This is a genomic window from Bradyrhizobium sp. AZCC 2230 (genome assembly GCF_036924495.1).
GTDB classification, from domain to species: domain Bacteria; phylum Pseudomonadota; class Alphaproteobacteria; order Rhizobiales; family Xanthobacteraceae; genus Bradyrhizobium; species Bradyrhizobium rifense.
The window spans coordinates 6,682,791-6,705,876 of the sequence record NZ_JAZHRS010000001.1 but is presented as its reverse complement, the minus strand read 5'-3'; the positions used below and the strand labels follow the sequence as shown (position 1 = coordinate 6,705,876).

Sequence of the window (23,086 nt, the reverse complement as noted above, 5' to 3'; positions counted from 1 at the left end):
ACGCCATCAGGCTTTTGTGGTCGGGCGTAACTGGTTCGGAGAACTCCTTCTCGTCAGCGATCCAAGGCCGAGCCGGTTTGGCAATCTGGTTTTGCGTGCCAGATCAAACTCACATTCGGTCGTTGCGCGAGGCAACTGCACCAACATTCCGCTTGCGGCGGGCAGGCTCGAGAGGACGGGACCACTCTTCGTTGCGGCGTTTGAAGCCATGCAATCCATCGGTTCGTCCGCCCGGATCGGCCAAGGCTGATCGATCCTCGGCTGATTGGTTGTCGGTGAGGGAAGTATCCTCGATCTCAGGCAGCGCCCTTCATCACAGCTCCCTCGATCACGACGCCATGGGTGACGTACTTCCACAACGCGACCAGAAGCTTGCGCGCCAGAGCCACGATCATGCGCTTGCTGCCGCGCTGGCTGTTGGCCTTGAACCAGAGTGTCAGCGCCGATTGAGGCTGATGACGCACCCAGAGCCAGGCGAGCTGGATCATCGTCGTGCGAAGCCGCGGATTGCCGGCCTTCGAGACCCCCTGCTCTCGCTCGATCCCGCCGCTGCGCCAGGGCGTGGCCGCAAGACCGGCATAGGAGGCGACCTGGCGGCGGTTGGAGAACTGCCGGTAGAAGGCCTCCGACCAGAGAATGACCGCAAAATTGGGTCCCATCGCCTTCAATGCCGACAGCATCGCCACCGGCCCTGGCGTCTCGGTTCCAGGCTTTGCGGCAGCAGCCAGCAATGCATCCTGCTCGGCCTCCACCGCCTCGATCTGGGTGAGCAACAGCTCGAGGCGGTCGAGTTCGCGGCTGATCTGCGCCTTCAGATGGGGCGGCAGTTCTCGCCCGTCGCCAGTGCGCAAGGCCTCGAGCCGGTCCCGTCGGTTACGTCGCAAAGGCATGTAGTCGGAGATGCCCTGTGCAAACAGAAGGCCCTTGATCCGGTTCACATGCTCGATCCGCTCGGCAATCAATGTCCGCCGTTCGCGGCAAAGCCTGCGGCGATCCTCCTCTTCGGGCGAAGGGGCCGCCACCATCGCGCAGACCCGTGGCTCGCCGCGCTTGTAGGCCAGAAGCGCCCGCAACAGCGCCTCGCCATCCAGCCTGTCCGTCTTGGCCCGCCGCCGCCGTCGCGACGTCGCAATCGAGGCGGGATCGACCACGTGGCTCTCAATGCCTTCCTGTTGCAGAACCCGGTGCAGCCAGAACCCCTCCAGCCCCGCCTCCTGGATCGTGATGATCGGATAGGTCTGACCGGTCCGCGCCATCGCCTTGCGCCTGACCTCCGCAAACAGCTTCAGCAGCTCAGCCGTATCGCTGGCCTTGACGCCCTGCCTGGACATCTTCTCGCCCGCGCCAGGTGAAAGCCACGTGATCAGCCACGTCGAACGGCTCAGTTCCAATGACACAAAAATTGCGCCAAACTGCGTCCGGATAGCGGTCGGTCCGTCGGAAGGATGATCGAGCAACATCGTCGTCTCCAGGTTGGTTGGTTCGCAACCTCAGTCTGGCCTCAGACTCGGTCGCTATCCACTCCCCATGGAATCTTCGCTGCGCTCGCAATGACGGAGTGTGTTGAGACGGCGTCGCTCCTTTACGCAGGTGCCGTAGGGTGGGCAAAGCGGAGCGTGCCCACGGACTCTTGCTGACTCATTGAGAAATGGTGGGCACGGCGCTATGCGCCTTTGCCCACCCTACGAGAGCTTCGCCTGCGACCTCCCCCGCACCATGATCAACGCCGCAGCCACCACCTCCAGCGCAATGCAGAGATAGAACGGCAGCGCGTACCCACCGGAGAAATCGCGCAAGGCTCCGACCACGCCGGGACCGAACGCGTAGGTCACCTGGTTGATCGCGGTGTTCAGGCTGATCAGCACGCCGAACGAGGCGGAGTCGAACTCCTGCTGCACGATCAGCGACGGCAGCGTGATGAGATTGCCGACGGAGAAGCCGAACACCGCGCAGGCCGCGATCAGCACGTAATCATTGTGCAGATTGATCACGACGCACAGCGCGACCGCCTGGCTCAGGAACGACAGCGCAGACGCCAACCGCTGGTTCAGCCGGTCGATCACCATCGAGAACAGGACACGGCCGATCACCGCCATCGCAGTCAGCACCGCGACGGCCACGGCCGCGCGCTCGCGGCCGATGATGGGATCGAGGAACGAGATCAGGTGCACGATGAAGCCGACCTGCGCGAACAGCACCAGCGCGAACGCAGTCGTCACCGTGAGGAAGCCGACATCGCGCAGCGCGCGCGAACGAATCTCTGCCGATGATTGCGGTTTTGCTTTCGCCGCGCCATGCCAGCCATGGAGATCGGGTGGCCGGCCGACGACCAGCAAGATCACCGGCAGGAGCAGCACCAGCATGGCGCCTGATGTCGCGAACATCGCGCTGGCAAAACCGATATGGCTGATCATCGTCACCAGCAGCGGCACGCCGACGATGCCGCCAAAGCTGGCGCCGTTCAGGGCCAGGCTGATCGCCATGCCGCGCTTCTGGTCGAACCAGAGGCTGATCGTGTTGGTGATCATGGCGAGGCTGGTGCCGGCCCAGCCGAAGGCGAGCACGGCATCGGCCAGATAAAGCTGCCAGGGCTCGCGCACCGCGCCGATCGCGACGCTAGCTGCCGCCATCGCCAGCGTGCCGGCGATGAGACAAAGCCGCGGGCCGTATTTTCGGACGGCCTCGCCAACGAAGACGACCAGCAGCGCACCGAACAGATAGAAGAACGTGGTGCCCGAAGAAATCAGCGAGGCCGGCCAGCCCCGCGCGCGCTGCAGCTCGGCGACATAGACGCTCTGGCCGTAGAAGCCGAGCCCCCAGCCGAAGGTCGCGAGCAGGAAGCAGACCGCGACGATGCGCCAGCCTTCGTAGCGGAGCGAGGATTCGTCGATTCGCGAGGTATGCCGAGGATTGTCGAGCATTTGCGCTTCTCCTTCGTGTTCCCCGCGTTGCGATCTTCTGTCCATGACGACCATCATGTAGCGATGTAGGATCAGAAAATCACTTCGACAGCGATCGAAGTATCGACGTTGCTGACAGCCTCCTGCCAACTCAAATCGCGTCCGGGAACTCGCCCATGGCGGCTTCGAGCCGGGCCCTGCGGCGGCGGGCCCAGGACGCCAGCGAGAGGGCGACGAGGCCGATTGCGACCGGCGGGAACACCACCATGTTCACCGCGGACCAGCCGTAATTCGCAAGCAGCTGCCCGGAGGAGAACGAGCCGATCGCCATCATGCCGAACACCAGGAAATCATTGAACGCCTGCACCTTGTTGCGTTCTTGCGGGCGATGCGTCTCCAGCACCAGCGCGGACGCGCCGATGAAGGAGAAATTCCAGCCGACACCGAGCACGATCAGCGTGGCCCAGAAGTGCATCGCGGTGATGCCGGAGAGGCCGATGCCGGCGGCGCCAGCTTCCAACAGCAGACCTGCGGCGACGATCTTCGGCGCACCGAAGCGGGCGATCAGCGCGCCGGTGAAGAAGCTCGGGCCGTACATGGCGACGATGTGCCATTGAATGCCGAAATTGGAATCGGAAAGGCTCAGCCCGCACATCTTCATGGCGAGCGGCGCCGAGGTCATCACCAGATTCATCATGGGATAGGAAATGACGCCACAGAGTGCGGCTGCGATGAAGCGCGGCTGGGTCACGATAGTGAGCAGTGGCCGTCCGCCGTGCAGATCGGCCGGCGCCGGCTTCGGCATGTCGACGCCGGCAACGATGCCCATCGCGATCAGCGCGACCGCCGCCTGCACCAGGAAGCTGAAGGCGAACAGATAAGGCGACCAGATGTCCATGGTCCATTGCACGAGCTGCGGACCGAGCACGCCGGCGAACACGCCACCCGCCATCACCCACGACACGGCCTTGGGCCGATAGGCCGCGCTGGCGCCGTCGGCCGCCGCGAAGCGATAGGATTGCGCCACCGAGCCGTAGAGGCCGCCGAGGAAGGTCGCGAGACAGAACAGCGCGAATGACGCATGCAGGATCGCGAACGAGCCGATCAGACCGGTGAGCGTGCCGCAACCGGTGCCGACGACGAATGCGGCGCGGCGGCCGAAGCGGCGCGAGATCGCGCCGGTCGGCAGCGTGCCGGCGGCCAAGCCCACCACGTACATCGACAGCGGCACGGTCGCGAGCGACATGTCGGGCGCGAGCGTGGCGCCGACGATCGAGCCGGTGGCGAAGATCACCGCTGAGTTGGCGCCGGTCAGCGCCTGGGCGGCAGCGAGGCGCACCACATTGCTACGCACGCGGACGTCGTCGGCAATCTCGTTGGCTGAAGTCACATCTAACATCGGCATTTCCGCCCGCAGGGTCTTTTAAGTAAAAGCCTTGGTGATTCCCGGCACTATGGAGGGGCACGGAAGGGCGGGCAACCGGCGCAAACGGGCGCAGGCCATGCCTCTGACGCAATCGGATGGACCATACCGCACCGCGCTCTTGACGGCTTGCGCGCGATCAAATCCTATCCGCCGCGCGATCTCAGGGAGTCCGTTCATGTCCGTCGATCACAGGCCTACGCTCAGCGCTCCCGACGACGATCCCTGGCTCTGGCTCGAGGAGGTCGAAGGCGCCCGTGCGCTCGATTTCGTCGAGCAGGAGAACCGCCTGACGCTGGACAAATTCGGCGGCGCGCCGTTCGAACGCGACCGCGATGCGCTCGCGGCGATTTACGATCGCCCGGACAACATTCCCTATGTGCGACGGCGCGGCGGCTATCTCTACAATCTCTGGACGGATGCCGATCATCCACGCGGCCTGTGGCGGCGCACCACGCTTGCAGAGTTTCGCAAGGCCACGCCGTCCTGGGAGATCCTGCTCGACATCGACCAACTCGCTGCGACGGAAGGCAAGGACTGGCTCTTCAGCGGGACGTCATCCCGGCCCGGAAGCGCACGGGCTATTTTGAGCCTGTCGCGCGGTGGCAGCGATGCCGTGACCTTGCGGGAGTTTGACACCGACACCAAAAGCCTCGTGGCAGACGGTTTCTTTTTGCCGGAAGCCAAAAGCAGCGTCGATTGGGTCGATGCCGACACGCTGCTACTGTCGAGCGCGCTTGGCGAGGGCATGGCCACCACGTCCGGCTACGCACGGACCGTGCGGCTGTGGCGGCGCGGGACCGGTGTCGACCAGGCGCCAGTGCTGTTCGAGACCACCGCCGATCATATGCGGGTGTACAGCTATGTCGACGACACCGTCCCGGCCCAGCGCATCTGGTTCATCGACCAGTCCGACTTCTTCAATTTCCGTACCTCGATCGGCACGACGACCGGCGCAACCACAAGACTCGACCTGCCCAGCAACATCTGGATGCAGACCCATGGTGACTGGTTGTCGATCAAGCCGCGCGAGACCTGGTCGGTCGCGGGGCACGCATACGCAGCCGACGCGATGCTCGGCATCTCACTCTCCGCATTCCTGGCCGGCAGCCGCGACTTCACCATACTGTTCGAGCCGGAGCCGCGGCGCGCATTGCAGGGCTTCTCCTGGAGCGGCGGCAAGCTCCTGCTCTCCATCCTCGACGAGTTGCGGCCGGTGTTCGAACTCTGCACGCCGTCGGCGTCGGGCTGGAGCCGGCAGCGATTGCAGGGGCTTCCCGGCATCGGCGTGGTCGAAGTCTGGAGTCTTGATCACCACGAATCCGAGAGCAATGGCGACCTGCTCGCCAATGTGCAGGATCCGCTGACGCCGCCCTCGCTGATGCTGATCGAGCGCGGCGTCGAAAGTCCAACGGTGCTAAAGCAGGCGCCGAAGACGTTCAACGCTGACGGCCTCGTCGTCACGCAGCACGAGGCGATCTCGATCGACGGCGAGCGCATTCCCTATGTGCAGACCGGTCCTGCCGGCGAGACCGGCGATGCGCCGGTCTATATGAGCGCCTATGGCGGCTTCGGACTCGCGGTGAAGCCGCAATACAATTCGTCGCTCGGCAAGCTCTGGTTGGAGCGCGGCGGCACCACGGTGCAAGCGAATTTGCGCGGCGGCGGCGAATTCGGCACGCGCTGGCACGATGCCGGGCGATACGCCGGCAAGAAGCTATCGCACGACGATTTCGCGGCCGTGGCCGCCGATCTCGTCCGTCGCGGCGTCACAAACGCAAAGCGCATCGCCGCGCAAGGCGGATCGAACGGCGGCATCCTCATCACCAACATGCTGGTGCGATACCCCGAACGTTTCGGCGCGTTGTTCTGCACCATCCCGCTGATCGACATGCGCCGCTACACAAAACTGCTCGCGGGCGCGAGCTGGATCGCCGAATATGGCGATCCCGACAAGCCCGAGGAATGGGAGTGGCTGAAGACCTATTCCGCCTATCACAACGCAAAACCCGGCCAGGCCTATCCGCCGATCCTGATCGCCACCACACGACGCGACGACCGCGTCCACCCCGGACACGCGCGCAAGATGGCGGCAAAGCTGCAGGCGATGGGTTATGAGGCCTGGTTCTACGAGCCCGCCGCTGGCGGCCACGGCTACGGCAAGGACAACAAGGAGCGCGCCGGCTTCCAGGTGCTCGGCTTTCAGTTCTTGAAGGAGAAGATTGGGTGGCAGGACGGCGAGGTGTGAGGGCCTCGCGCCTCACCCGCGCCCAAACACCAGCGTCAGATTGTTCGCGGGCATGTCGATGGTATCGACCAGACGAAGCCCCGCACCGCGCGCGAGCGTCTCGACATCGCCGATATCACGCACGCCCCAATCGGGATTGCCTTCGCGCAGCGACGTGTCGAACACGGCGTTGCTGAGTGCGGTGTGCTTGCCGTCGCGCTTGAACGGGCCGTAGAGGAACAGCTGGCCGTCGGAGCGCAAGTAACGGCCGGCGCCGGCGAACAGGCCCTCGGCCACGGCCCAGGGCGCAATGTGAATGACGTTGGCGCAGAACACGGCCGCGAGATTGTTTGGCCCCTGCCCGCTCTTCATCTCCGGGCACCAGTCGGGATCGACAAGATCGATCCGCAGCGGCGAGCGGACATTGGACAGGCCCGAATGCACGCGCCAGGCCTCGATGCTCTTCACATGGCGCTGGTTGAGATCGCTCGGCCACCAGACGAGATCAGGCGTATGACGGGCGAAATGGACCACGTGCTGGCCGGTTCCACTGCCGACCTCGACCACGTCGCCCGACCGTCCAGCGAGGTGCTTTCCGAGCGCCGCCCAGAGCGGCTCGTGATTGCGATGGAAGGCCGGCGCATCGAGACGGCCGTCGGATTCGACCCTCCCGCCGTCCCTGCCAAATTCAACGACATATTCAGCCAATTCATGTCCCCGGAAAACGAGAAAGCAGACCAAACGCAATAAGGGCAAAACGCCCCCAGACTTCGCCGGTTGAAGCCGGCTTGATGAACGATTGATCTCTTCAGTTGCAATGCGGAAGATATTAACGCCATTTTGCGCCCTGCATAGTCTTGATTGTCAGGGCATGCCCTTTGTGCTTTTGAACACTATCTTTTGCAGACATCTTAAGCCTCGGAACGACGCCTTGACCGCCTTTCCTCGCAAGCCCGCCCTGCTCCTCGCGCTGGTCGTCCTCACGGGCCTCGCCGCGCACCCGGCTGGTGCGCAGTCCGCAATCGCGGAGGGCCAAAAGCTCGCGTTCGACCGCGGCAAGGGCAATTGCCTGACCTGCCACGTCATCAAGGGCGGCGATTTGCCGGGCACGATCGGGCCGGAGCTGAAGGACATCAAGGCCAAATACCCCGACCGCAACGAGCTGGTCGCGATCCTGTTCGACGAGACCAAGCGCAATCCGCAGACCATGATGCCGCCGTTCGGCCGCAACCGGCTTTTGACCGACCAGGAGATCAGCGCGATCGTTGATTTCCTGCAGACGCTGTAATGGCGGGCCCAGGAGATTTGAGATGACCACACATACCGGCCCTCATCCGACGCGGCGCCTGATCCTTCAGGGCGCGACTTGCGTCGCTCTGATCGGCCTCGGCAATCTCGCATTCGCGCCCGCACGCGCCGCGGCCAACGACAAATATCCGGACGAGGCGTTCAAGCTGAAGAACGAGGCCGACGCGATCAAGGCCCTCTATGGCAAGACCGCCGAGGCCTCCGACAAGATCAAGCTCGATGCGCCCGAGATCGCCGAGAATGGCGGCGTGGTGCCGATCTCGGTGACGACGACGCTCGACAAGGTCACGTCGATCTCGTTCTTCGTCGCCGAGAACCCGAACGCGCTGGCGGCAAGCTACAAGATTCCTGACGGCACGATCCCCGCTGTCGCCAATCGCCTGAAGATGGCGAAGACCAGCAACGTGACCGCAATCGTGGAAGCCGACGGCAAGCTCTACAGCGCGACCAAGGAAGTGAAGGTCACCGTCGGCGGCTGCGGGGGTTAGGAGATTCAACATGGCATCCAGCATTCGCGTACGCGCAACATCCAACGGCGACATCACCGAGGTGCAGACGCTGATCCAGCACCCCATGGATACCGGCCTGGTCAAGGACGCCAAGGGCGAGCTGATCCCTGCGCACTACATCCAGGAGCTGAAGTTCGCATGTAACGGCAAGGACGTCTTCGTCGCCAATTGGGGCACCGCGGTCTCCAAGGACCCCTACGTCAAGTTCAGCTTCAAGGGCGCCAAGAAGGGCGACGATATCAAGATCTCCTGGACCGACAACAAGGGTGGGTCCGACGAGACCACCGCGAAGATCGCGTGATGAAGGCCCGCACTGCCCTCCTGCTTGCTTCGTTGAGCGCCGCGTTGATCGCGTTCGCACTCACTTCTCCGCGCGTGGTCGCGGCCGACAAGGTCGATCCCGTCGCTGACGCCAAGGCGTTCCAGAACTTCTTCTTCCAGAAGTTTCCGAACGTGAAGCACGAGGATTTCGTCAACGGTCCTTATTCCATGAACGAGGACATGAAGCGGCAGTGGCAGGAGAAGGAAGAGTTTCCGCCCTATGAGTTCGCGCTCGATGCCGGCAGGGAAATGTTTTCGACGCCGTTCAAGAACGGCAAGACCTATGCTGATTGCTTCCCGAACGGCGGCATCGGCATTCGCCAGAACTATCCCTATTTCGACGAGAAGGAAGGCAAGGTCGTCACGCTGGAGCTCGCGCTCAACCGCTGCCGCGAGGCCAATGGCGAGGCGCCCTACTCCTACGTCAAGGACGAGATGGCCTCGCTGACGGCCTACATGGCCTTCACCTCGCGCGGCAAGCCGATGGACATCAGGATTCCCGACGATCCGCGCGCACTGGAAGCGTTCGAGAACGGCAAGCGTTATTTCTACACCCGCCGCGGCCAGCTGAACTTCTCCTGCGCGAGCTGCCATGTGCAGAGCCCGGGCGAGCGCATCCGCGCCGAGATCCTGGCGCCGGCGCTCGGCATCCTGAACGCGCTGCCGATCTACCGCTCCGAATGGAGCGGCATGGGCACCACCAGCCGTCGCTTCATCACCTGCAACAGCCAGACCCGCGCGGTTCCGCTGGAGCCGCAGGCGGATGAATATCGCGACGTCGAATATTTCCTGTCCTACGTCGCCAACGGCCTGCCGATTTCCGGACCGGGAGCGCGGCCATGAAGCGGTCACTTCCACTCGCCATGTTGCTGGCCCTGAGCTTCGCGTCGATGGCGCGCGCGGCAACCGAGGCAGACTACAAGGCGGCCTATGCCGCCGCGGAGGCTGCGTCCAAGGAGGCAGCCGGCATGCGCAACCAGTGGACCACGACCGTCTCGACGCTGGCGGCCGCCAGGAAGGCGGGCGATGGCGGCGATTTCGACCGCGCCGTGGCCGCAGCAAAAGAGGCTGAAGCGCTGGCGAAAGCATCCGTCTTCCAGGCGACCTCTGAAAAAGAAGCCTGGAAGGCGCTGGAAATCCGCTAGAATGACAGTGGAACCGTCGAACTGCCGAGAATAGGCGCGGAGAATTAGGGATGGCGATCCGCCGCCGCGATTTCCTGAAGAGCTCAGCAATTGCTGCCGCATCGCTAGTGCTGCCGCGGTTCGCGCGCGGCGCCGAGACCGCGAGCATTTACGACATCGAGCGGTTCGGCAATGCGCGGATCCTCCACCTCACCGACACGCATGCGCAGCTCAACCCGGTCTATTTCCGCGAGCCCAGCGTCAATATCGGCATTGGCGAGATGACGGGACGGCCACCGCATCTGGTCGGTCACGCTTTCCTGGAGCACTTTGGCATCCGGCCCGACAGCGCCGACGCCTATGCCTTCACCTCTGTCGAGTTCGAGAAGTCCGCCGGACGCTTCGGCAAGCTCGGCGGCTTCGCCCATCTGAAGACGCTGATCGACCGCCTGCGCAGTGATGTCGGCGACAAGCACGCCATGCTGGTCGACGGCGGCGACCTCTGGCAGGGCACCGGGCTCGCCAACATCATGCAGGGCCGCGACATGGTCGAGGTCGCCAATCTGCTCGGCATCGAGGCGATGACCGGGCATTGGGAGTTCACCTATGGCGAGCAGGCGCTGCGCGACAATCTCGAACACTTCAAGGGCGAGTTTCTGGCGCAGAACGTCTTCCTGACCGAGGAGGCCGCGTTCAACGACGCGGTCGCCTTCGACAAGGCGACGGGACGCGTGTTCAAGCCGTCGACCATCAAGGAGATCGGCGGCCATCGTGTCGCGATCATCGGCCAGGCCTTTCCCTACGTGCCGATCGCGCATCCCAAGCGCTTCACGCCGGACTGGACCTTCGGCATCCGCGAGGAAGAGCTGCAGAAGCATGTCGATGCGTTGCGCGGCGCCGACAAGGTCGATGCGGTGATCCTGCTCTCGCACAACGGCATGGACGTCGACCTGAAGCTCGCAAGCCGCGTCACCGGCATCGACGTCATCCTCGGCGGCCACACCCATGATGCCGTGCCGCAACCGATCGCCGTGAAGAATGCTGGCGGTACGACGCTCGTCACCAATGCCGGCTCCAACGGGAAATTCTTGGGCGTGCTCGATCTCGCGCTCGACAAGGGCAAGGTCAGCGACGTCAAATATCATCTGCTGCCGGTGTATTCCGAGCTGCTGAAGCCCGACCCTGCGATGGCCGAGCTGATCGGAAAGCTGCGCGCGCCGCACGTGACCGACTGGGTGGACAAGATCGCAACGCCCGACCGGCTGCTCTATCGCCGCGACAATTTCGCCGGCCCCATCGACGAGTTGATCTGCACCGCGCTACGCAGCGAGCTCGATGCCGAGATCGCGCTGTCGCCGGGCTTCCGCTGGGGCGTCACCGCGCTCTCCGGCCAGCCGCTGACCATGGAGGATGTGCTCGCGGAAACCGCGATCACCTATCCCGAGACCTATGTGCAGGAGATGACGGGCACAGAGATCAAGGACATGCTGGAAGACATCTGCGACAATCTCTTCAATCCCGATCCCTATTACCAGCAGGGCGGCGACATGGTGCGTGCCGGCGGGCTCAGCTATTCCTGCAGCCCCACCAACGCGATCGGCAGCCGCATCTCCGAGCTCAAGCTCGCCAACGGCAAGGCGCTCAGTGCTACCAGGCACTACAAGGTCGCGGGCTGGGCCTCGGTCAACGGCCAGCAGGGCGCGCCGGTGTGGGACGTCGTCGGCAAATATCTGCGCTCGGGCCGGATGTTTCAGGAGCGCCTCGGCACCGGCGTCACGCTCAGGGGCGTCGACGGCAATCCAGGCGTTGCAGGATAGGGATGATGCGGTCGCAAGTCTTTCGCGCGATGCTGCTGGCGCTGCTCGTCTGGGCGGCCGCGCCGCTCGCTTTTGCGCAGCAGGTGCCGCTTCAGGACAAACCGTTCGCCGAGCACAAGATCGTGCTGCAGCTCTCGGATAGCGATGCCAGGAAGCAGGCGCTGGTGCTGAGCGTCGCCAATAATCTGTTGAAGGCCTACGACCCCGACAAGATCGCCGTGGAGGTCGTCGCCTTCGGTCCCGGCATCGATCTGCTGCTGTCCGGCAGCGAGCGCCGCAAGCAGGTGGAGAGCCTGATCGCGCAGGGCGTGCGCTTCGACATCTGCCTGTACACGGTCGACACGATCGAGCGGGAGACGGGGAAGCGGCCGGAGTTCATTCCGGCGGCGACACCGGTGCAGGTGGGTGTCGGGCAGATCCTGTTTCTGGCGGAGAATGGGTACGTGGTGGTGAGGCCGTAGGGGGCTGCTGCACGGAGTTTGTGGCACGTCGTCGCCATACACTCGGTGTCATTCCCCGCGAAAGCGGGGAATCCAGTACGCCGCGGCTCCTCCGTACTCCTCGCGGTCTCTGGAATACTGGATCGCCCGGTCAAACTTCGCGGGCGATGACAGTGAGGGTGTCGCCGGCAGTCTCGGCCCAGCAATAAAAATCTTCTAAATTTTCTTATTTCAACAGTACATTACTTCTCTTATCGACCCCCGGCGTAGTAGAATCCTCGAAACCACTCCACGCCGGATCCCGCCATGATCTTTCGCCAGCTCTTCGACAGCGTTTCGGGCACCTACAGCTACGTCCTTGCCAGCCGCCCCGGCGGCGAGGCGCTGATCCTTGATCCCGTGCTGGAGAAGGTCGACCGCTACTGCCAGCTGCTGCGCGAGTTGGACCTCAAGCTGGTCAAGGCCGTCGATACCCATCTGCACGCCGATCACGTCACCGGTCTCGGCGAGCTGCGCGACCGCACCCATTGCATGACCGTGATGGGCGACCAGACCAAGGCCGACGTGGTGGCCATGCGCGTTGCCGACGGCGACAAGGTGACGATCGAGGGCCTGTCGCTCGACGTGATGTACACACCGGGCCACACCGATGATTCCTATTCCTATCTGATGGGCGACCGCGTCTTCACCGGCGACACGCTTCTGATCCGCGGCACCGGCCGCACCGATTTCCAGAACGGTTCGTCGCGCGCGCAGTACGAGTCGATCTTCAACCGGTTGCTGAAGCTGCCGGATGAGACGATGGTCTTCCCGGCGCACGACTACAAGGGCGACACCGTCTCCACCATCGGCGAGGAGAAGCGCTACAATCCGAGGCTGCAGGTGCGCTCGGTCGACGAATATATCGAGCTGATGGCGAACCTGAAGCTGCCCAATCCGAAGATGATGGACGTCGCCGTGCCCGCCAACATGCGGGTCGGCCTGCATCAGGAAGAGCTGGAGAAGGAGGGCCGTGCACTCAGCGCAGTCGAGGCGATCCGCTCGCTCGGCCGGCCCGATATTCTGCTGGTGGATTTGCGCGAGACCAATGAGCGGATGAAGCACGGCATGCTCGAGGGCGCGCTGCACACGCCCTATCCAAGCGTCGAGGAAAGCCTCAAGCCCGGCGGCATGCTGCGCGAGGTCGCCGCCGCGACGGGGCGCCGCGTCGTGTTCTTCTGCGCCTTCGGCGAGCGCTCGGCGATGGCTGTTGCCGCTGCCAAGGAAGCCGGCCTCGCCAACACCGCACATATCGCAGGCGGCATCGATGCCTGGAAGAAGGCGGGCGGGCCGGTGGTGCACGCCTGACGTTCATCGTCGCGGGCTTGAGATAAGTCAGGAACCGCAGAGCATTTGCGGGTAGGGTCGGATGACGCATCACCATCCGGAATCAGTCATGGCCAAGACCGGGAACACGACCGCCAAGCCGGGCGCGCCGCCGAAGGCGACGGACGACAAGGCGAAGAAGCCGAAGCCGCCGCGCGACACCGACGACGATTACGAAGACGGCGACATCGCCACGCCGAAACGTGATCGTTATGGGAATGATGACGAGCCGTTGTGAGGGGATGCGGCGGCGTTCGCTTTGACAAGACGCGCGTCCCCCTCCGCAGTCGTCCTGGCGAAAGCCAGGACCCATACCGCGTGATCCCTCGATTGTGATCCGGTCGCAGTACCGAACGACGAGTCTTCGTCAAACCACTCCCTGGGGTGATGGGTCCCGGCCTTCGCCGGGACGACGATGTGGAGGCATCGTAACACCCTCACGCCCCCACCCGCACTACCTGCCATGCGCCTGCGTTCATGGACAAATAACCGCTGTCCCCGATAGTTTGCGCGCTTCCTGAGACTGAATCGGAACTGCAATGGTCGACGTTCTCGCCGCACCGCAACAAGGCAAGGCGGACAGTGCGCTGCGCACGCTGATCGGGATTTCGATCGCGCATTGGGTCAGCCATTTTCATCTGCTGGTGCTGCCGATGCTGTTCCCGTTCCTGAAAGGTCAGCTCGGCGTCGGCTATGTCGAGCTCGGCTTCGCGCTGACCGTGTCGGCCGTCGTCTCCGGCCTGACGCAGGCGCCGACCGGCTACCTCGTCGACCATTTTGGCGCGCGAAAAATCCTGCTTGGCGGACTGACGCTCGGCGGGCTCGCGCTGATCATGCTCGGCCTGCATCTGAGCTACGCCTCGCTGATCGCCTCCGCCGTGCTGCTCGGCCTTGCCAACAGCGTCTATCATCCCGCCGATTACGCGATCCTGGCCGAGCACATGGACGAGGCGCGGATGGGCCGCGCCTTCTCGATCCACACCTTTGCCGGCTATTTTGGTGGCGCTGTTGCGCCGGCGATCGTCGCGGCACTGATCACATTGTCCGGCGGCGTCGGCGCGTTGATCGCATCGGGCGCGATCGGCGTGCTGGTGGCGCTGCTGCTGGTCGCCATGAACATTCCCGATGCCGGCGCGCACAAGACCAAGCCGGGCAACGCGAACATGCCGAAGCAGGCCGTCATCACGCCGGCGCTGATCACGCTGACCTTGCTGTTCATGCTGCTCAGCCTGTCGGTTGCCGGCATCAACAACTTTGGCGTGGTTGCGCTGATGAGCGGCTACGGCGCGACCTACTCTGCGGCGAATATCGCGCTGACCGCGTTCCTCGGCTCCAGCGCCGCGGGCGTGCTCGCGGGCGGCTTCCTCGCCGACCACACCGAGCGCCACGGCTATGTCGCGGCCGCCTGCTTTGCCGCCAATGCCGCCATCGTGCTGCTGATCGCGCTGGTCACGCTGCCGGGCTGGGCGCTCACCGCCACGATGGCGAGTGCAGGCTTCCTCTCCGGCGTGATCGCGCCGTCGCGGGACATGCTGGTGCGCAATGCCGCGCCTCCGGGTGCAGCGGGCCGCGCCTTCGGCATCGTCTCCACCGGCTTCAATCTCGGCGGCATCGTCAGCCCGCTGCTGTTCGGCTGGATCATGGACCAGAGCGCGCCGCATTGGGTGTTCGGGGCTTCCGTGATCTTCATGGTGGCGACGGTGTTGCTGTCGCCGTTCACGGAACGGAAGCAAGCCAAGGCCTAGCGACAGACTCAGCTGTCGTCCCGGCGAAGGCCGGGACCATAACCACAGGGTGTGGTTGTGAAGCTAAACCGGTAACTCCGAGTCGTCGCCAAACCACTTCCTGTGATTATGGGTCCCGGATCTGCGCTTCGCTTGTCCGGGACGACAGTTGTGGTTGCGGCGGGCAGTTCACCCCCTTACGTCGGCGACACCACACCCTTCAGCTCGGCCGACCGCGGAGCCGCACCACGGGTCAGGCGGGCCTTTTCCGTGTTCGGCCAGAGCAGCAGCAGGCCGAGCACGCCGGAGCCGACCATGATCACGGCGTTGATGGTGAAGCCGGTCATGTAGCCGTCGACCATGCTGCCGGCATGTTGAATCACGGTGCCCATCACATTCGGCGCGATGATGCCCGAGAGCGTGTAGAGCGCGCCGTAGATCGCGAGGATCGCGCCGCGCTGCGACGCCGGGGTGAATTCACCGAGCATCGGCGGGCAGACGACATAGATCGCACCGCAGAGCCCAGGGCCGACCACCAGCATCACGATCTTCAGTGCTGCGCCCGGCATGTACGGCATCGTCGCCAGGATCAAGCCGCCGATGATCAGCGGCACCGATCCGAGCACGCCGCGGGAGACACGCGTCGTGTAGCCGCGAGCCATCATCACCTGCGAGATCCAGCCGGTGAGGATGACGATGGTGGCGCCGAATACCCAGGGCAGGATCGAGACCCAGCCGGCCTCCGATTGCGCGAAGCCAAGCCCCTTGACGATGAAGGACGTGAACCAGGTGAGACCCAACGACAGCGCCCAATAGGCGCCGAAGGTCGCGGCCACGCAGCCGAGGAAGGTGCGGGAGGTGAGAAGCCGCACGTAGGGAATTTTCGTCTCGGTGGCGGCGAGGACCTGCGTGTTCTCGAGCGGACCTTCCTTGCCGAGTGCGAGCCAGGCCGCGACCCAGACCAGGCCGACCACGCCGAGTGCACCGAAGGCATAGTGCCAGGAATGATTGACAATGATCCAGTTCAGCATCGGCACCGCCAGGATGACGCCGAAGGCCGAGCCCTGCGTCAGGATCGCGGTCGGCAGGGTGCGCTTCTCGTCGGGGAACCATTTGTAGATGGCGTGCATCGCCACGGACGCCGCCGGACCTTCGCCGGCGCCGAGCACGATGCGGCAAATCAGCAGCGTGGTGAAGCTGACGGTGCCGACCATCGGAAACTGCGCCAGCGCCCAGATCACCGCCAACGTCAGCAGCACATAGCGCGTCGGTACCTTGTTGACGATGAAGCCGACCACGATGGCCGAGACCGAGAACAGGATGAAGAACGAGGAGCCGAGCAAGCCGAACTGCTCCGGCTCGAGCTTCAGATCGGTCATGATCGGAACGCCGGCGAGGCCGACGACGATCTTGTCGGCGAAGTTCACCAGCATGAAGAGAAAGAGGAGAAAAGTGACGGTCCAGGCGCCCTTCGGCGTTTCCTTCGTGGTCCCTTGGGACACCCCTGCCGTCCTGCCCGCCGTAGTGGGCGTTCCCTGAATGCTCATCGTTCTCCCCGTATGTCTTCTTGTCGGTACTTTTGATTTGACCGTCTTGCGAGCTAACAACGGCTTGAACGGCAACGCAACCCCGGCATTTCCACGGCAAGTGTGCTACGCAGCATCGAGTTCATTCCGTCCGGCGCATTGATCTTGCTGAGCATCCGAAACCTCTCCAAAACCTTCTCCGCGGCCGCCGAGCCGGTCCATGTGCTGCGCGGCGTCGATCTCGACCTGAAGGCCGGCGAGCGCGTCGCGCTGACCGGCGAATCCGGCAGCGGCAAGAGCACGCTGCTGCACCTGATCGCTGGGCTGGATGCCGCCGACGGCGGCACGATCCGCCTGGAGGACACCGAGGTCACGAAGCTCTCCGATGCCGGCCGCGCCGAGTTGCGCCGCGACCGGATCGGCCTGGTTTTTCAGCAGTACAACCTGATCCCGAGCCTGTCGGTCGCCGACAACCTCGCCTTCCAGGCGCGCATCGCCGGCCGGCACGATGCGGCCTGGACCAGGGAGCTGACCGAGCGGCTCGGGCTCGGCAGTCTGCTCAAGCGTTATCCAGAGCAATTATCAGGCGGCCAGCAGCAGCGGGTCGCGATCGGCCGGGCGCTGGCGACAAAACCATTGCTGCTGCTCGCGGACGAGCCGACCGGCAATCTTGACGAAGCCACCGCCGATGATGTGCTGGCACTGACGCGCGACCTCGTCGCGCGCACCGGCTGCGGCTTCCTGATGGTGACGCACAGCCTGCATCTGGCAGGCTCGCTCGACCGTCACATCGTCCTGCATGCGGGGCGAATCGCATGAGGCGCGCGCTGTGGGTACTCGCGGTGCTGCTCAGTCATTGGCGACGGCACAGGATGCAGTTCGCCACGCTTCTGATCGGATTGATCGCCGCGACCGCGCTGTGGAGCGGTGTGCAGGCGATTAACCAGCAAGCCCGCAGCGCCTATGACCGTGCGGCGGCGACGTTTGGCGGTGTCCGCACCGCGATGCTGATTGCACCCAATGCGGCGACCTTCCCGCAAGAGCTGTTCATAAAACTCCGTCGCGCGGGCTGGCCGGTGTCGCCGGTGCTGGAAGGCCGGGTTCAGATCAATGGACGCTCGATGCGACTGCTCGGCATCGAGCCGGTGACGCTGCCGGCCGACGTCGGCAACGCGCCGCGCCTCGGGGCGGCTGACTTAAGCAGCTTTGTTGCCGCGCCCGGCCAGACGCTGGTCGCGCAGGAGACGCTCGGTGACTTGCACGAACAGGACGGCGCGGCGCCGTCGATCAGCAGCGGTGCAAAGCTGCCGCCGCTGCATGTGCTGCCGCAGCTCGTGCCTGAGGTGTTGGTGGTCGATATCGGCGTGGCGCAGCGTCTGCTGAACAAGCCGGATCAGCTGTCGCGCCTGCTGATCGGCAAGGCAAAGGGCAAGCCTGCGCCGCTCGCGAGCGTCGTCGGCGATCAGCTTCAGCGAGTCGAACCGACCGCGGAGACCGAGCTGGAGCGACTGACCGACAGTTTCCATCTCAACCTCACCGCCTTCGGCCTGCTGTCATTCTTCGTCGGCCTCTTCATCGTCAATTCGGCCGTCGGTCTCGCCTTCGAGCAGCGGCTGCCGATGCTGCGAACGTTGCGGGCCTGCGGCGCCTCGGCACGGCTGGTCAACACCGTGCTGGTGATCGAGCTGGTGGCGCTGGCGCTGGTCGCCGGCCTGATCGGTCTCGTCTGCGGCTATGTGATCGCGGCGGCGCTGCTGCCTGATGTCGCCGCATCGCTGCGCGGGCTTTATGGCGCGCAAATTCCGGGGCAGCTTACGCTCCGGCCTGAATGGTGGCTCGCCGGCATCGGTATCAGCATTGCCGGTGCGATGGTGGCGGCTGCGACCAGCCTGATCAAGGCTGTCAGGATGCCGGTGCTGGCGACCGCGCAGCCGTACGCCTGGCAGCAGCGGCAGCGCCGCTGGCTGATCCTGCAAAGTCTTGCAGCCTGCGCCGTATTCGCGGTCGCACTGCTGCTGCTCCAATACGGGCAATCGCTGATCGCGGGCTTCGGCCTGCTGGCGGCGCTGATGCTCGGCGCGGCGCTGATCCTGCCGGCCTTCCTCGAGATCCTCCTGCTCGCCGGCCAGCGTTTTGCGCGCGGCCCGCTGGCGCTGTGGTTCTGGGCGGACAGCCGGCAGCAGCTTTCGGGATTGTCGCTGGCGCTGATGGCGCTGCTGCTCGCGCTGGCCGTCAATGTCGGGGTGTCCACCATGGTGGAAACGTTCAGCCGCACTTTTATCGGCTGGCTCGACGGACGGCTCGCCGCCGACGTCTACATCAGCGCGTCCGATAATGCGCAAGGCGTCGCGATCCGCAATTGGCTGAAGGAGCGCAGTGAGGTTCAGGCCATCCTGTCGGGCGGCCGCGCAGAGACGCAAGTCCAGGGACAGCCGGTGGAATTGCTCGGCCTGCCCGATCATGCGCTCTATCGCGAGCGCTGGCCGCTCTTGGAAACCGCGCCGCGCGCCTGGACCCAGCTGGTGCCCGGCAATGCCGCCTTCATCAGCGAGCAGCTGAGCCGCCGCCTCAACGTCCGCGTCGGCGACGTCATCGAGGTGCCGGCGCCGGGCGGGACCTGGGAGCTCGACATCGTCGGCATCTATGCCGACTACGGCAACCCCAAGGGGCAGCTCGCGGTGAATGTCGCGGCGCTGATCCGGCAGTTTCCGCAAACGCCGCAGACGCGGATTGGGCTGATCGTTCCACGGGACAAGATTCCCGGCCTGATCGCGGCGCTGCAGAAGCAGTTTGCACTCGACGACCGCGCCGTGGCCGACCAGGCGACGGTAAAGGCGGAATCGATCCGCATCTTCAACCGCACCTTTGCGGTGACGTCGGCGCTGAATGCCTTCACGCTCGGCGTCGCCGGCATCGCGCTTTTGACCAGCTTGCTGACGCTGGCGAACTCGCGCCTGCCACAGCTTGCGCCGCTCTGGGCGATCGGCATCACGCGGCCGCGCCTTGCGGCGATCGAGCTGACCAAGACGCTGTCGGTCGCGCTGTTCACCTCGCTGCTGGCTGTGCCACTCGGGCTGCTGGTGGCGTGGTGCCTGATCGCGATCGTCAACGTGAAGGCGTTCGGCTGGCGGCTGCCGTTCCATGTGTTTCCACTGCAACTGGTCGAGCTGGTCGCCGTTGCGCTGATCGCCTCGCTGCTGGCCGCCCTGCTGCCGGTCCTGCGGCTGGCGCGGATGCAGCCGGCAAGCCTGGTCAAGGTGTTTGCCAATGAGCGCTGACAGACTCTCGCGTCGCGCCTTTGCCGGCGGCATCGCCGCACTCGCGCTCGCGCGCCGCGCCAGCGCACAAGGCTATGCGGGGCTCGGCGAGACTGCTGACGGCTTTGCGAAGGTCACGCCCGGAAAGGCATTCACCTTCCCCGCCGATCACGGGCCACATCCCGCGTTTCGCATCGAGTGGTGGTATCTCACAGCAAACCTCGTCGACAGGGGCGGTGCTGCTTGCGGGCTGCAATGGACGCTGTTTCGCCAGGCCGCAAAGCCGGGGCCGCAAGCCGAGGGCTGGGCCAATCAGCAGATCTGGATGGCACATGCCGCGGTGACGCGCGCCGACACCCATCGCTTCAACGAGCTGTTTTCGCGCGGCGGGGTCGGGCAGGCCAACGTCGAGGCAAAACCGTTCGCGGCGTGGATCGACGATTGGGAGATGAAGGGTTCTGAGCGCACCGACGATCGTACCCTGTCACCGGTGACGCTGAAGGCATCCGGCACTGATTTCAGCTATTCGCTGACGCTGGAGGCCGACCGCCCGGTCGTCTTGCAGGGCGACGGCGGCTACAGCCGCAAGTCGGAACGCGGGCAAGCGTCTTACTATTACAGCCAGCCGTTCTACCGCGCGCGCGGCACGCTCACCATCGACGACAAGCCGGTCGATGTGTCCGGCCAGGCCTGGATGGATCGCGAATGGAGCAGCCAGCCGCTCGACGCCGACCAGACCGGCTGGGACTGGCTGTCGCTGCATCTTGCCTCCGGCGACAAGCTGATGCTGTACCGGCTGCGCCAGACGGACGGCAAGGATTATCCGTTCGGCAACTGGATCAGCGCCAATGGCGAGACGCAGATGATTGCGGGTGGCGATATTCAGATGATTCCCAAAGCGACGGCAGAGGTTGCGGGCCGCAAGCTGCCGGTGGAATGGCAGATCGCGATCCCGTCACGATCATTCTCGATTGCCTGCAAGCCGCTCAATCCCAGGGCGTGGATGGGGACCGGCTTCTCCTATTGGGAAGGACCGATCAGCTTTGCCGGCACGCATGATGGCGTTGGCTATCTCGAGCTGACCGGCTATTGAGCTGCATCTGACCGCCGGAGGCTTCAATGTACCATTTGACCGCGCTCGTTACGCTGCTCGCTGTTCTGTTTTTCTTCTTCACGTGCATGAACGTCTCGCGGTCGCGCACCAAGACGGGCATCAAGGTGCCGGCGATGTCGGGCCATGCGGATTTCGAGCGCGCCTTCCGCATCCAGATGAACACGCTGGAATGGATGCCGATCTTCCTGCCGTCGCTCTGGCTGTTCGCGATCTATATCAGTGACCCGATCGCGGCCGGCATCGGCGCGGTCTGGATCATCGGCCGCATCGTCTATTTCATCGGCTATTCGCAAGCTGCCGCCAAGCGCGGCCCGGGCTTTGCGATCCAGGGCACCGCCGCCATCGCGCTGTGGGCTGGGGCGCTGGGCGCGGTGGTGTTAAGGTTGGTGTGAGGCCGAGCTGCCGCCACATATTCCGTCGTCGTCCCGGACAAGCGGAGCGCCGATCCGGGACCCAACCACAGGGAGTGGTTTGGCGAAGACTCGGAGTTACCAGCTCGTGCCACACTTCTCCCTGGGGTTATGGGTCCCGGCGTGCGCCGGGACGACAGCGAGAGTGTGGTGCTAGCGTTGCTTCGTCCCGCTACTTCGTCAGCGGGCAGCCGCTTTCCTTGGCGGTGAAGAACGCCTTGTCGCCGGGGACGGTCGCGAGTTCCTTGTAGTAATCCCACGGCTTCTTCGACTCGGATGGCTTCTTGACCTCGAACAGATACATGTCGTGAACCATGCGGCCGTTCTCGAGCACCTTGCCCTTGGCGAAGGCGTCGTCGACCGGCAGCTCCTTCAGCTTCTTGGCGACGGTTTCGGCGTCCTTGGTGCCGGCGGCCTTCACCGCCTTCAGATAGCTCAGCGTCGCCGAATAGGTGCCGGCGTGAATCATGCTCGGCATCCGGTTCGTGCGCTTGAAGAAGCGCTCGGAGAAGGCGCGCGTCGTCTCGTCATGATCCCAGTAAAAACCTTCGGTCAGCACCAGGCCTTGCGCCGCCTGCAGACCGAGACCGTTCACTTCGGCGAGCGTCATCAGCAGGCCGGCCAGCTTCTGCCCGCCCTGGACGATACCGAATTCAGCCGCCTGCTTGATCGAGTTGGTGGTGTCCTGGCCGGCATTGGCGAGGCCGACGATCTTCGCCTTCGAGCTCTGCGCCTGCAGCAGGAAGGAGGAGAAGTCGGAGGAGTTGAGGGGCACGCGGACTGAGCCCAGCACCTTGCCTCCATTGGCGGTGACGATCTCGCTGGTGTCCTTTTCCAGCGCGTAGCCGAAGGCGTAGTCGGCGGTGAGGAAGAACCAGCTGTCTCCGCCGGCCTTGGTCAGCGCGCCGCCGGTGCCGACCGCGAGCGCATGGGTGTCGAACGCCCAGTGGAAGCCGTAAGGGGAGCAAGCAGAGCCGGTGATGCTCGACGTGGCCGCACCGACCACGATGTCGATCTTCTTCTTTTCCTTCGACAGGTCCTGCACGGCGAGCGCCACCGACGACGTCGTCAGCTCGGTGATCATGTCGACACCGTCGGCGTCATACCAACGCCGCGCGATGGAGGTGGCGAGATCGGGCTTGTTCTGGTGATCGGCGGTGATCATCTCGACGTTGTGGCCGAGTACCTCGCCGCCAAAATCCTCGATCGCCATCCTGGCCGCTTCGACGGAGTACTTGCCGCCGTAGTCGGCATAGACGCCGGACTGATCGTTGAGAATGCCGATCTTGACGCCTTGCGCGGAGGCCGGCGCGGCCAGCAACAGAGCCGACGTTGCGACAGCGCCGAAAAGTGCTGATTTCATCTGTTAACTCCCAGCAGTGTTCTGTTTTGAAATCGCGCGGATACTAGTGAAGAACGGCGCGCGTGCCCATCGCTTTTGCGTAGGCCGTTAGTATGGGAGCTGCGCGCCAAGCAACCGCCGTCGTCCCGGACAAGCGAAGCGCAGATCCGGGACCCAACCACAAGGAGAAGTTTTGCGAAGACTCGTGGTTACCAGCCTCGCCGACAACTCCTCCCTGGGGTTATGGGTCCCCGCGTTCGCGGGGACGACACCGAGGAC

Annotated in this window: 21 protein-coding genes; 15 read left to right on the top strand and 6 right to left on the bottom strand. The window is 64.3% G+C overall.

Annotated elements, in window-relative coordinates; genetic code table 11:
• Nucleotides 1-296: 296 nt before the first annotated feature.
• The 3 genes from V1280_RS32015 to V1280_RS32005 all read right to left on the bottom strand — a co-directional run bounded on the left by V1280_RS32015 (nucleotide 297) and on the right by V1280_RS32005 (nucleotide 4,299).
• Nucleotides 297-1,460 (bottom strand): IS110 family transposase, encoded by a 1,164-nt coding sequence (locus tag V1280_RS32015; RefSeq protein ID WP_334533546.1) that lies wholly within the window; start codon nucleotides 1,458-1,460, stop codon nucleotides 297-299.
• A 222-nt stretch (nucleotides 1,461-1,682) separates the two neighbouring features.
• Nucleotides 1,683-2,921: an MFS transporter gene (locus V1280_RS32010; RefSeq protein WP_334533855.1), complete on the bottom strand. Its 1,239-nt coding sequence runs from the start codon at nucleotides 2,919-2,921 to the stop codon at nucleotides 1,683-1,685.
• Between the two features lie 130 nt (nucleotides 2,922-3,051).
• Nucleotides 3,052-4,299 carry an MFS transporter gene (locus tag V1280_RS32005; protein ID WP_334533852.1) on the bottom strand — a complete coding sequence of 416 codons (1,248 nt, stop codon included), beginning with the start codon at nucleotides 4,297-4,299 and terminating at the stop codon, nucleotides 3,052-3,054.
• A gap of 202 nt (nucleotides 4,300-4,501) precedes the next feature.
• Between V1280_RS32005 and V1280_RS32000 the strand changes: the two genes are divergently transcribed.
• Nucleotides 4,502-6,571, top strand: coding sequence for a prolyl oligopeptidase family serine peptidase (locus V1280_RS32000; protein ID WP_334533849.1), 2,070 nt, complete (start codon nucleotides 4,502-4,504; stop codon nucleotides 6,569-6,571).
• Nucleotides 6,572-6,583: 12 nt separating this feature from the next.
• On the opposite strand, the gene V1280_RS31995 is transcribed toward V1280_RS32000, so the two are convergent.
• The gene (locus V1280_RS31995) at nucleotides 6,584-7,258 is read right to left on the bottom strand and encodes a DUF938 domain-containing protein (RefSeq protein ID WP_334533846.1); all 675 of its coding nucleotides are present in this window, start codon (nucleotides 7,256-7,258) and stop codon (nucleotides 6,584-6,586) included.
• A 223-nt stretch (nucleotides 7,259-7,481) separates the two neighbouring features.
• Here V1280_RS31995 and soxX point away from each other — a divergent pair, with 223 nt between their 5' ends.
• From soxX to V1280_RS31945, 10 genes are all read left to right on the top strand, one after another.
• Nucleotides 7,482-7,838, top strand: a complete 357-nt coding sequence (soxX, locus tag V1280_RS31990; protein ID WP_334533843.1) for a sulfur oxidation c-type cytochrome SoxX — start codon at nucleotides 7,482-7,484, stop codon at nucleotides 7,836-7,838.
• 22 nt (nucleotides 7,839-7,860) lie between these two features.
• Nucleotides 7,861-8,346 carry a thiosulfate oxidation carrier protein SoxY gene (gene soxY / locus V1280_RS31985; protein ID WP_334533840.1) on the top strand — a complete coding sequence of 162 codons (486 nt, stop codon included), beginning with the start codon at nucleotides 7,861-7,863 and terminating at the stop codon, nucleotides 8,344-8,346.
• A 10-nt stretch (nucleotides 8,347-8,356) separates the two neighbouring features.
• Complete coding sequence (gene soxZ, locus V1280_RS31980; RefSeq protein ID WP_334533837.1) at nucleotides 8,357-8,668, top strand: thiosulfate oxidation carrier complex protein SoxZ; 312 nt, start codon at nucleotides 8,357-8,359, stop codon at nucleotides 8,666-8,668.
• Nucleotides 8,668-9,531 (top strand): sulfur oxidation c-type cytochrome SoxA, encoded by an 864-nt coding sequence (soxA, locus tag V1280_RS31975; protein WP_334533834.1) that lies wholly within the window; start codon nucleotides 8,668-8,670, stop codon nucleotides 9,529-9,531. Before soxZ ends, soxA begins: the two co-directional genes overlap by 1 nt.
• Nucleotides 9,528-9,833 carry a hypothetical protein gene (locus V1280_RS31970; protein WP_334533832.1) on the top strand — a complete coding sequence of 102 codons (306 nt, stop codon included), beginning with the start codon at nucleotides 9,528-9,530 and terminating at the stop codon, nucleotides 9,831-9,833. Before soxA ends, V1280_RS31970 begins: the two co-directional genes overlap by 4 nt.
• Before the next feature lie 50 nt (nucleotides 9,834-9,883).
• Nucleotides 9,884-11,629 carry a thiosulfohydrolase SoxB gene (soxB, locus tag V1280_RS31965; protein ID WP_334533829.1) on the top strand — a complete coding sequence of 582 codons (1,746 nt, stop codon included), beginning with the start codon at nucleotides 9,884-9,886 and terminating at the stop codon, nucleotides 11,627-11,629.
• A 2-nt stretch (nucleotides 11,630-11,631) separates the two neighbouring features.
• Nucleotides 11,632-12,090 carry a DsrE family protein gene (locus tag V1280_RS31960; protein ID WP_334533826.1) on the top strand — a complete coding sequence of 153 codons (459 nt, stop codon included), beginning with the start codon at nucleotides 11,632-11,634 and terminating at the stop codon, nucleotides 12,088-12,090.
• Between the two features lie 285 nt (nucleotides 12,091-12,375).
• Nucleotides 12,376-13,416 carry an MBL fold metallo-hydrolase gene (locus V1280_RS31955; RefSeq protein ID WP_334533823.1) on the top strand — a complete coding sequence of 347 codons (1,041 nt, stop codon included), beginning with the start codon at nucleotides 12,376-12,378 and terminating at the stop codon, nucleotides 13,414-13,416.
• A gap of 88 nt (nucleotides 13,417-13,504) precedes the next feature.
• Nucleotides 13,505-13,672, top strand: coding sequence for a hypothetical protein (locus V1280_RS31950; protein ID WP_334533820.1), 168 nt, complete (start codon nucleotides 13,505-13,507; stop codon nucleotides 13,670-13,672).
• A gap of 301 nt (nucleotides 13,673-13,973) precedes the next feature.
• On the top strand, nucleotides 13,974-15,179 hold the full coding sequence (locus V1280_RS31945; protein WP_334533817.1) for an MFS transporter: 1,206 nt from the start codon (nucleotides 13,974-13,976) through the stop codon (nucleotides 15,177-15,179).
• A 176-nt stretch (nucleotides 15,180-15,355) separates the two neighbouring features.
• Here the strand turns inward: V1280_RS31945 and V1280_RS31940 are convergent, their stop codons facing one another.
• The gene (locus V1280_RS31940) at nucleotides 15,356-16,705 is read right to left on the bottom strand and encodes an MFS transporter (protein WP_334533814.1); all 1,350 of its coding nucleotides are present in this window, start codon (nucleotides 16,703-16,705) and stop codon (nucleotides 15,356-15,358) included.
• A 144-nt stretch (nucleotides 16,706-16,849) separates the two neighbouring features.
• Between V1280_RS31940 and V1280_RS31935 the strand changes: the two genes are divergently transcribed.
• The 4 genes from V1280_RS31935 to V1280_RS31920 are packed head-to-tail and all read left to right on the top strand — an operon-like array spanning nucleotide 16,850 to nucleotide 21,447.
• A complete protein-coding gene (locus tag V1280_RS31935; protein WP_334533811.1) occupies nucleotides 16,850-17,503 on the top strand; it encodes an ABC transporter ATP-binding protein in 654 nt (217 codons plus the stop codon).
• A complete protein-coding gene (locus tag V1280_RS31930) occupies nucleotides 17,500-19,962 on the top strand; it encodes an ABC transporter permease (protein WP_334533808.1) in 2,463 nt (820 codons plus the stop codon). Before V1280_RS31935 ends, V1280_RS31930 begins: the two co-directional genes overlap by 4 nt.
• On the top strand, nucleotides 19,952-21,034 hold the full coding sequence (locus V1280_RS31925) for a lipocalin-like domain-containing protein (RefSeq protein ID WP_334533805.1): 1,083 nt from the start codon (nucleotides 19,952-19,954) through the stop codon (nucleotides 21,032-21,034). The genes V1280_RS31930 and V1280_RS31925 overlap by 11 nt, the downstream gene beginning before the upstream one ends.
• A gap of 26 nt (nucleotides 21,035-21,060) precedes the next feature.
• A complete protein-coding gene (locus V1280_RS31920; RefSeq protein WP_334533802.1) occupies nucleotides 21,061-21,447 on the top strand; it encodes an MAPEG family protein in 387 nt (128 codons plus the stop codon).
• A gap of 190 nt (nucleotides 21,448-21,637) precedes the next feature.
• Here V1280_RS31920 and V1280_RS31915 read toward each other — a convergent pair whose 3' ends face one another.
• Nucleotides 21,638-22,828, bottom strand: coding sequence for an ABC transporter substrate-binding protein (locus tag V1280_RS31915; RefSeq protein WP_334533799.1), 1,191 nt, complete (start codon nucleotides 22,826-22,828; stop codon nucleotides 21,638-21,640).
• Between the last annotated feature and the right edge of the window lie 258 nt (nucleotides 22,829-23,086).

Bases quoted from the DNA above. Each gene is read 5' to 3' on its own strand.
- V1280_RS32015 (WP_334533546.1), bottom strand. From the start codon at position 1,460: ATGTTGCTCGATCATCCTTCCGACGGACCGACCGCTATCCGGACGCAG.
- V1280_RS32010 (WP_334533855.1), bottom strand. From the start codon at position 2,921: ATGCTCGACAATCCTCGGCATACCTCGCGAATCGACGAATCCTCGCTC.
- V1280_RS32005 (WP_334533852.1), bottom strand. From the start codon at position 4,299: ATGTTAGATGTGACTTCAGCCAACGAGATTGCCGACGACGTCCGCGTG.
- V1280_RS32000 (WP_334533849.1), top strand. From the start codon at position 4,502: ATGTCCGTCGATCACAGGCCTACGCTCAGCGCTCCCGACGACGATCCC.
- soxY (WP_334533840.1), top strand. From the start codon at position 7,861: ATGACCACACATACCGGCCCTCATCCGACGCGGCGCCTGATCCTTCAG.
- soxZ (WP_334533837.1), top strand. From the start codon at position 8,357: ATGGCATCCAGCATTCGCGTACGCGCAACATCCAACGGCGACATCACC.
- soxA (WP_334533834.1), top strand. From the start codon at position 8,668: ATGAAGGCCCGCACTGCCCTCCTGCTTGCTTCGTTGAGCGCCGCGTTG.
- V1280_RS31970 (WP_334533832.1), top strand. From the start codon at position 9,528: ATGAAGCGGTCACTTCCACTCGCCATGTTGCTGGCCCTGAGCTTCGCG.
- soxB (WP_334533829.1), top strand. From the start codon at position 9,884: ATGGCGATCCGCCGCCGCGATTTCCTGAAGAGCTCAGCAATTGCTGCC.
- V1280_RS31960 (WP_334533826.1), top strand. From the start codon at position 11,632: ATGATGCGGTCGCAAGTCTTTCGCGCGATGCTGCTGGCGCTGCTCGTC.
- V1280_RS31955 (WP_334533823.1), top strand. From the start codon at position 12,376: ATGATCTTTCGCCAGCTCTTCGACAGCGTTTCGGGCACCTACAGCTAC.
- V1280_RS31950 (WP_334533820.1), top strand. From the start codon at position 13,505: ATGGCCAAGACCGGGAACACGACCGCCAAGCCGGGCGCGCCGCCGAAG.
- V1280_RS31945 (WP_334533817.1), top strand. From the start codon at position 13,974: ATGGTCGACGTTCTCGCCGCACCGCAACAAGGCAAGGCGGACAGTGCG.
- V1280_RS31940 (WP_334533814.1), bottom strand. From the start codon at position 16,705: ATGAGCATTCAGGGAACGCCCACTACGGCGGGCAGGACGGCAGGGGTG.
- V1280_RS31930 (WP_334533808.1), top strand. From the start codon at position 17,500: ATGAGGCGCGCGCTGTGGGTACTCGCGGTGCTGCTCAGTCATTGGCGA.
- V1280_RS31925 (WP_334533805.1), top strand. From the start codon at position 19,952: ATGAGCGCTGACAGACTCTCGCGTCGCGCCTTTGCCGGCGGCATCGCC.
- V1280_RS31920 (WP_334533802.1), top strand. From the start codon at position 21,061: ATGTACCATTTGACCGCGCTCGTTACGCTGCTCGCTGTTCTGTTTTTC.
- V1280_RS31915 (WP_334533799.1), bottom strand. From the start codon at position 22,828: ATGAAATCAGCACTTTTCGGCGCTGTCGCAACGTCGGCTCTGTTGCTG.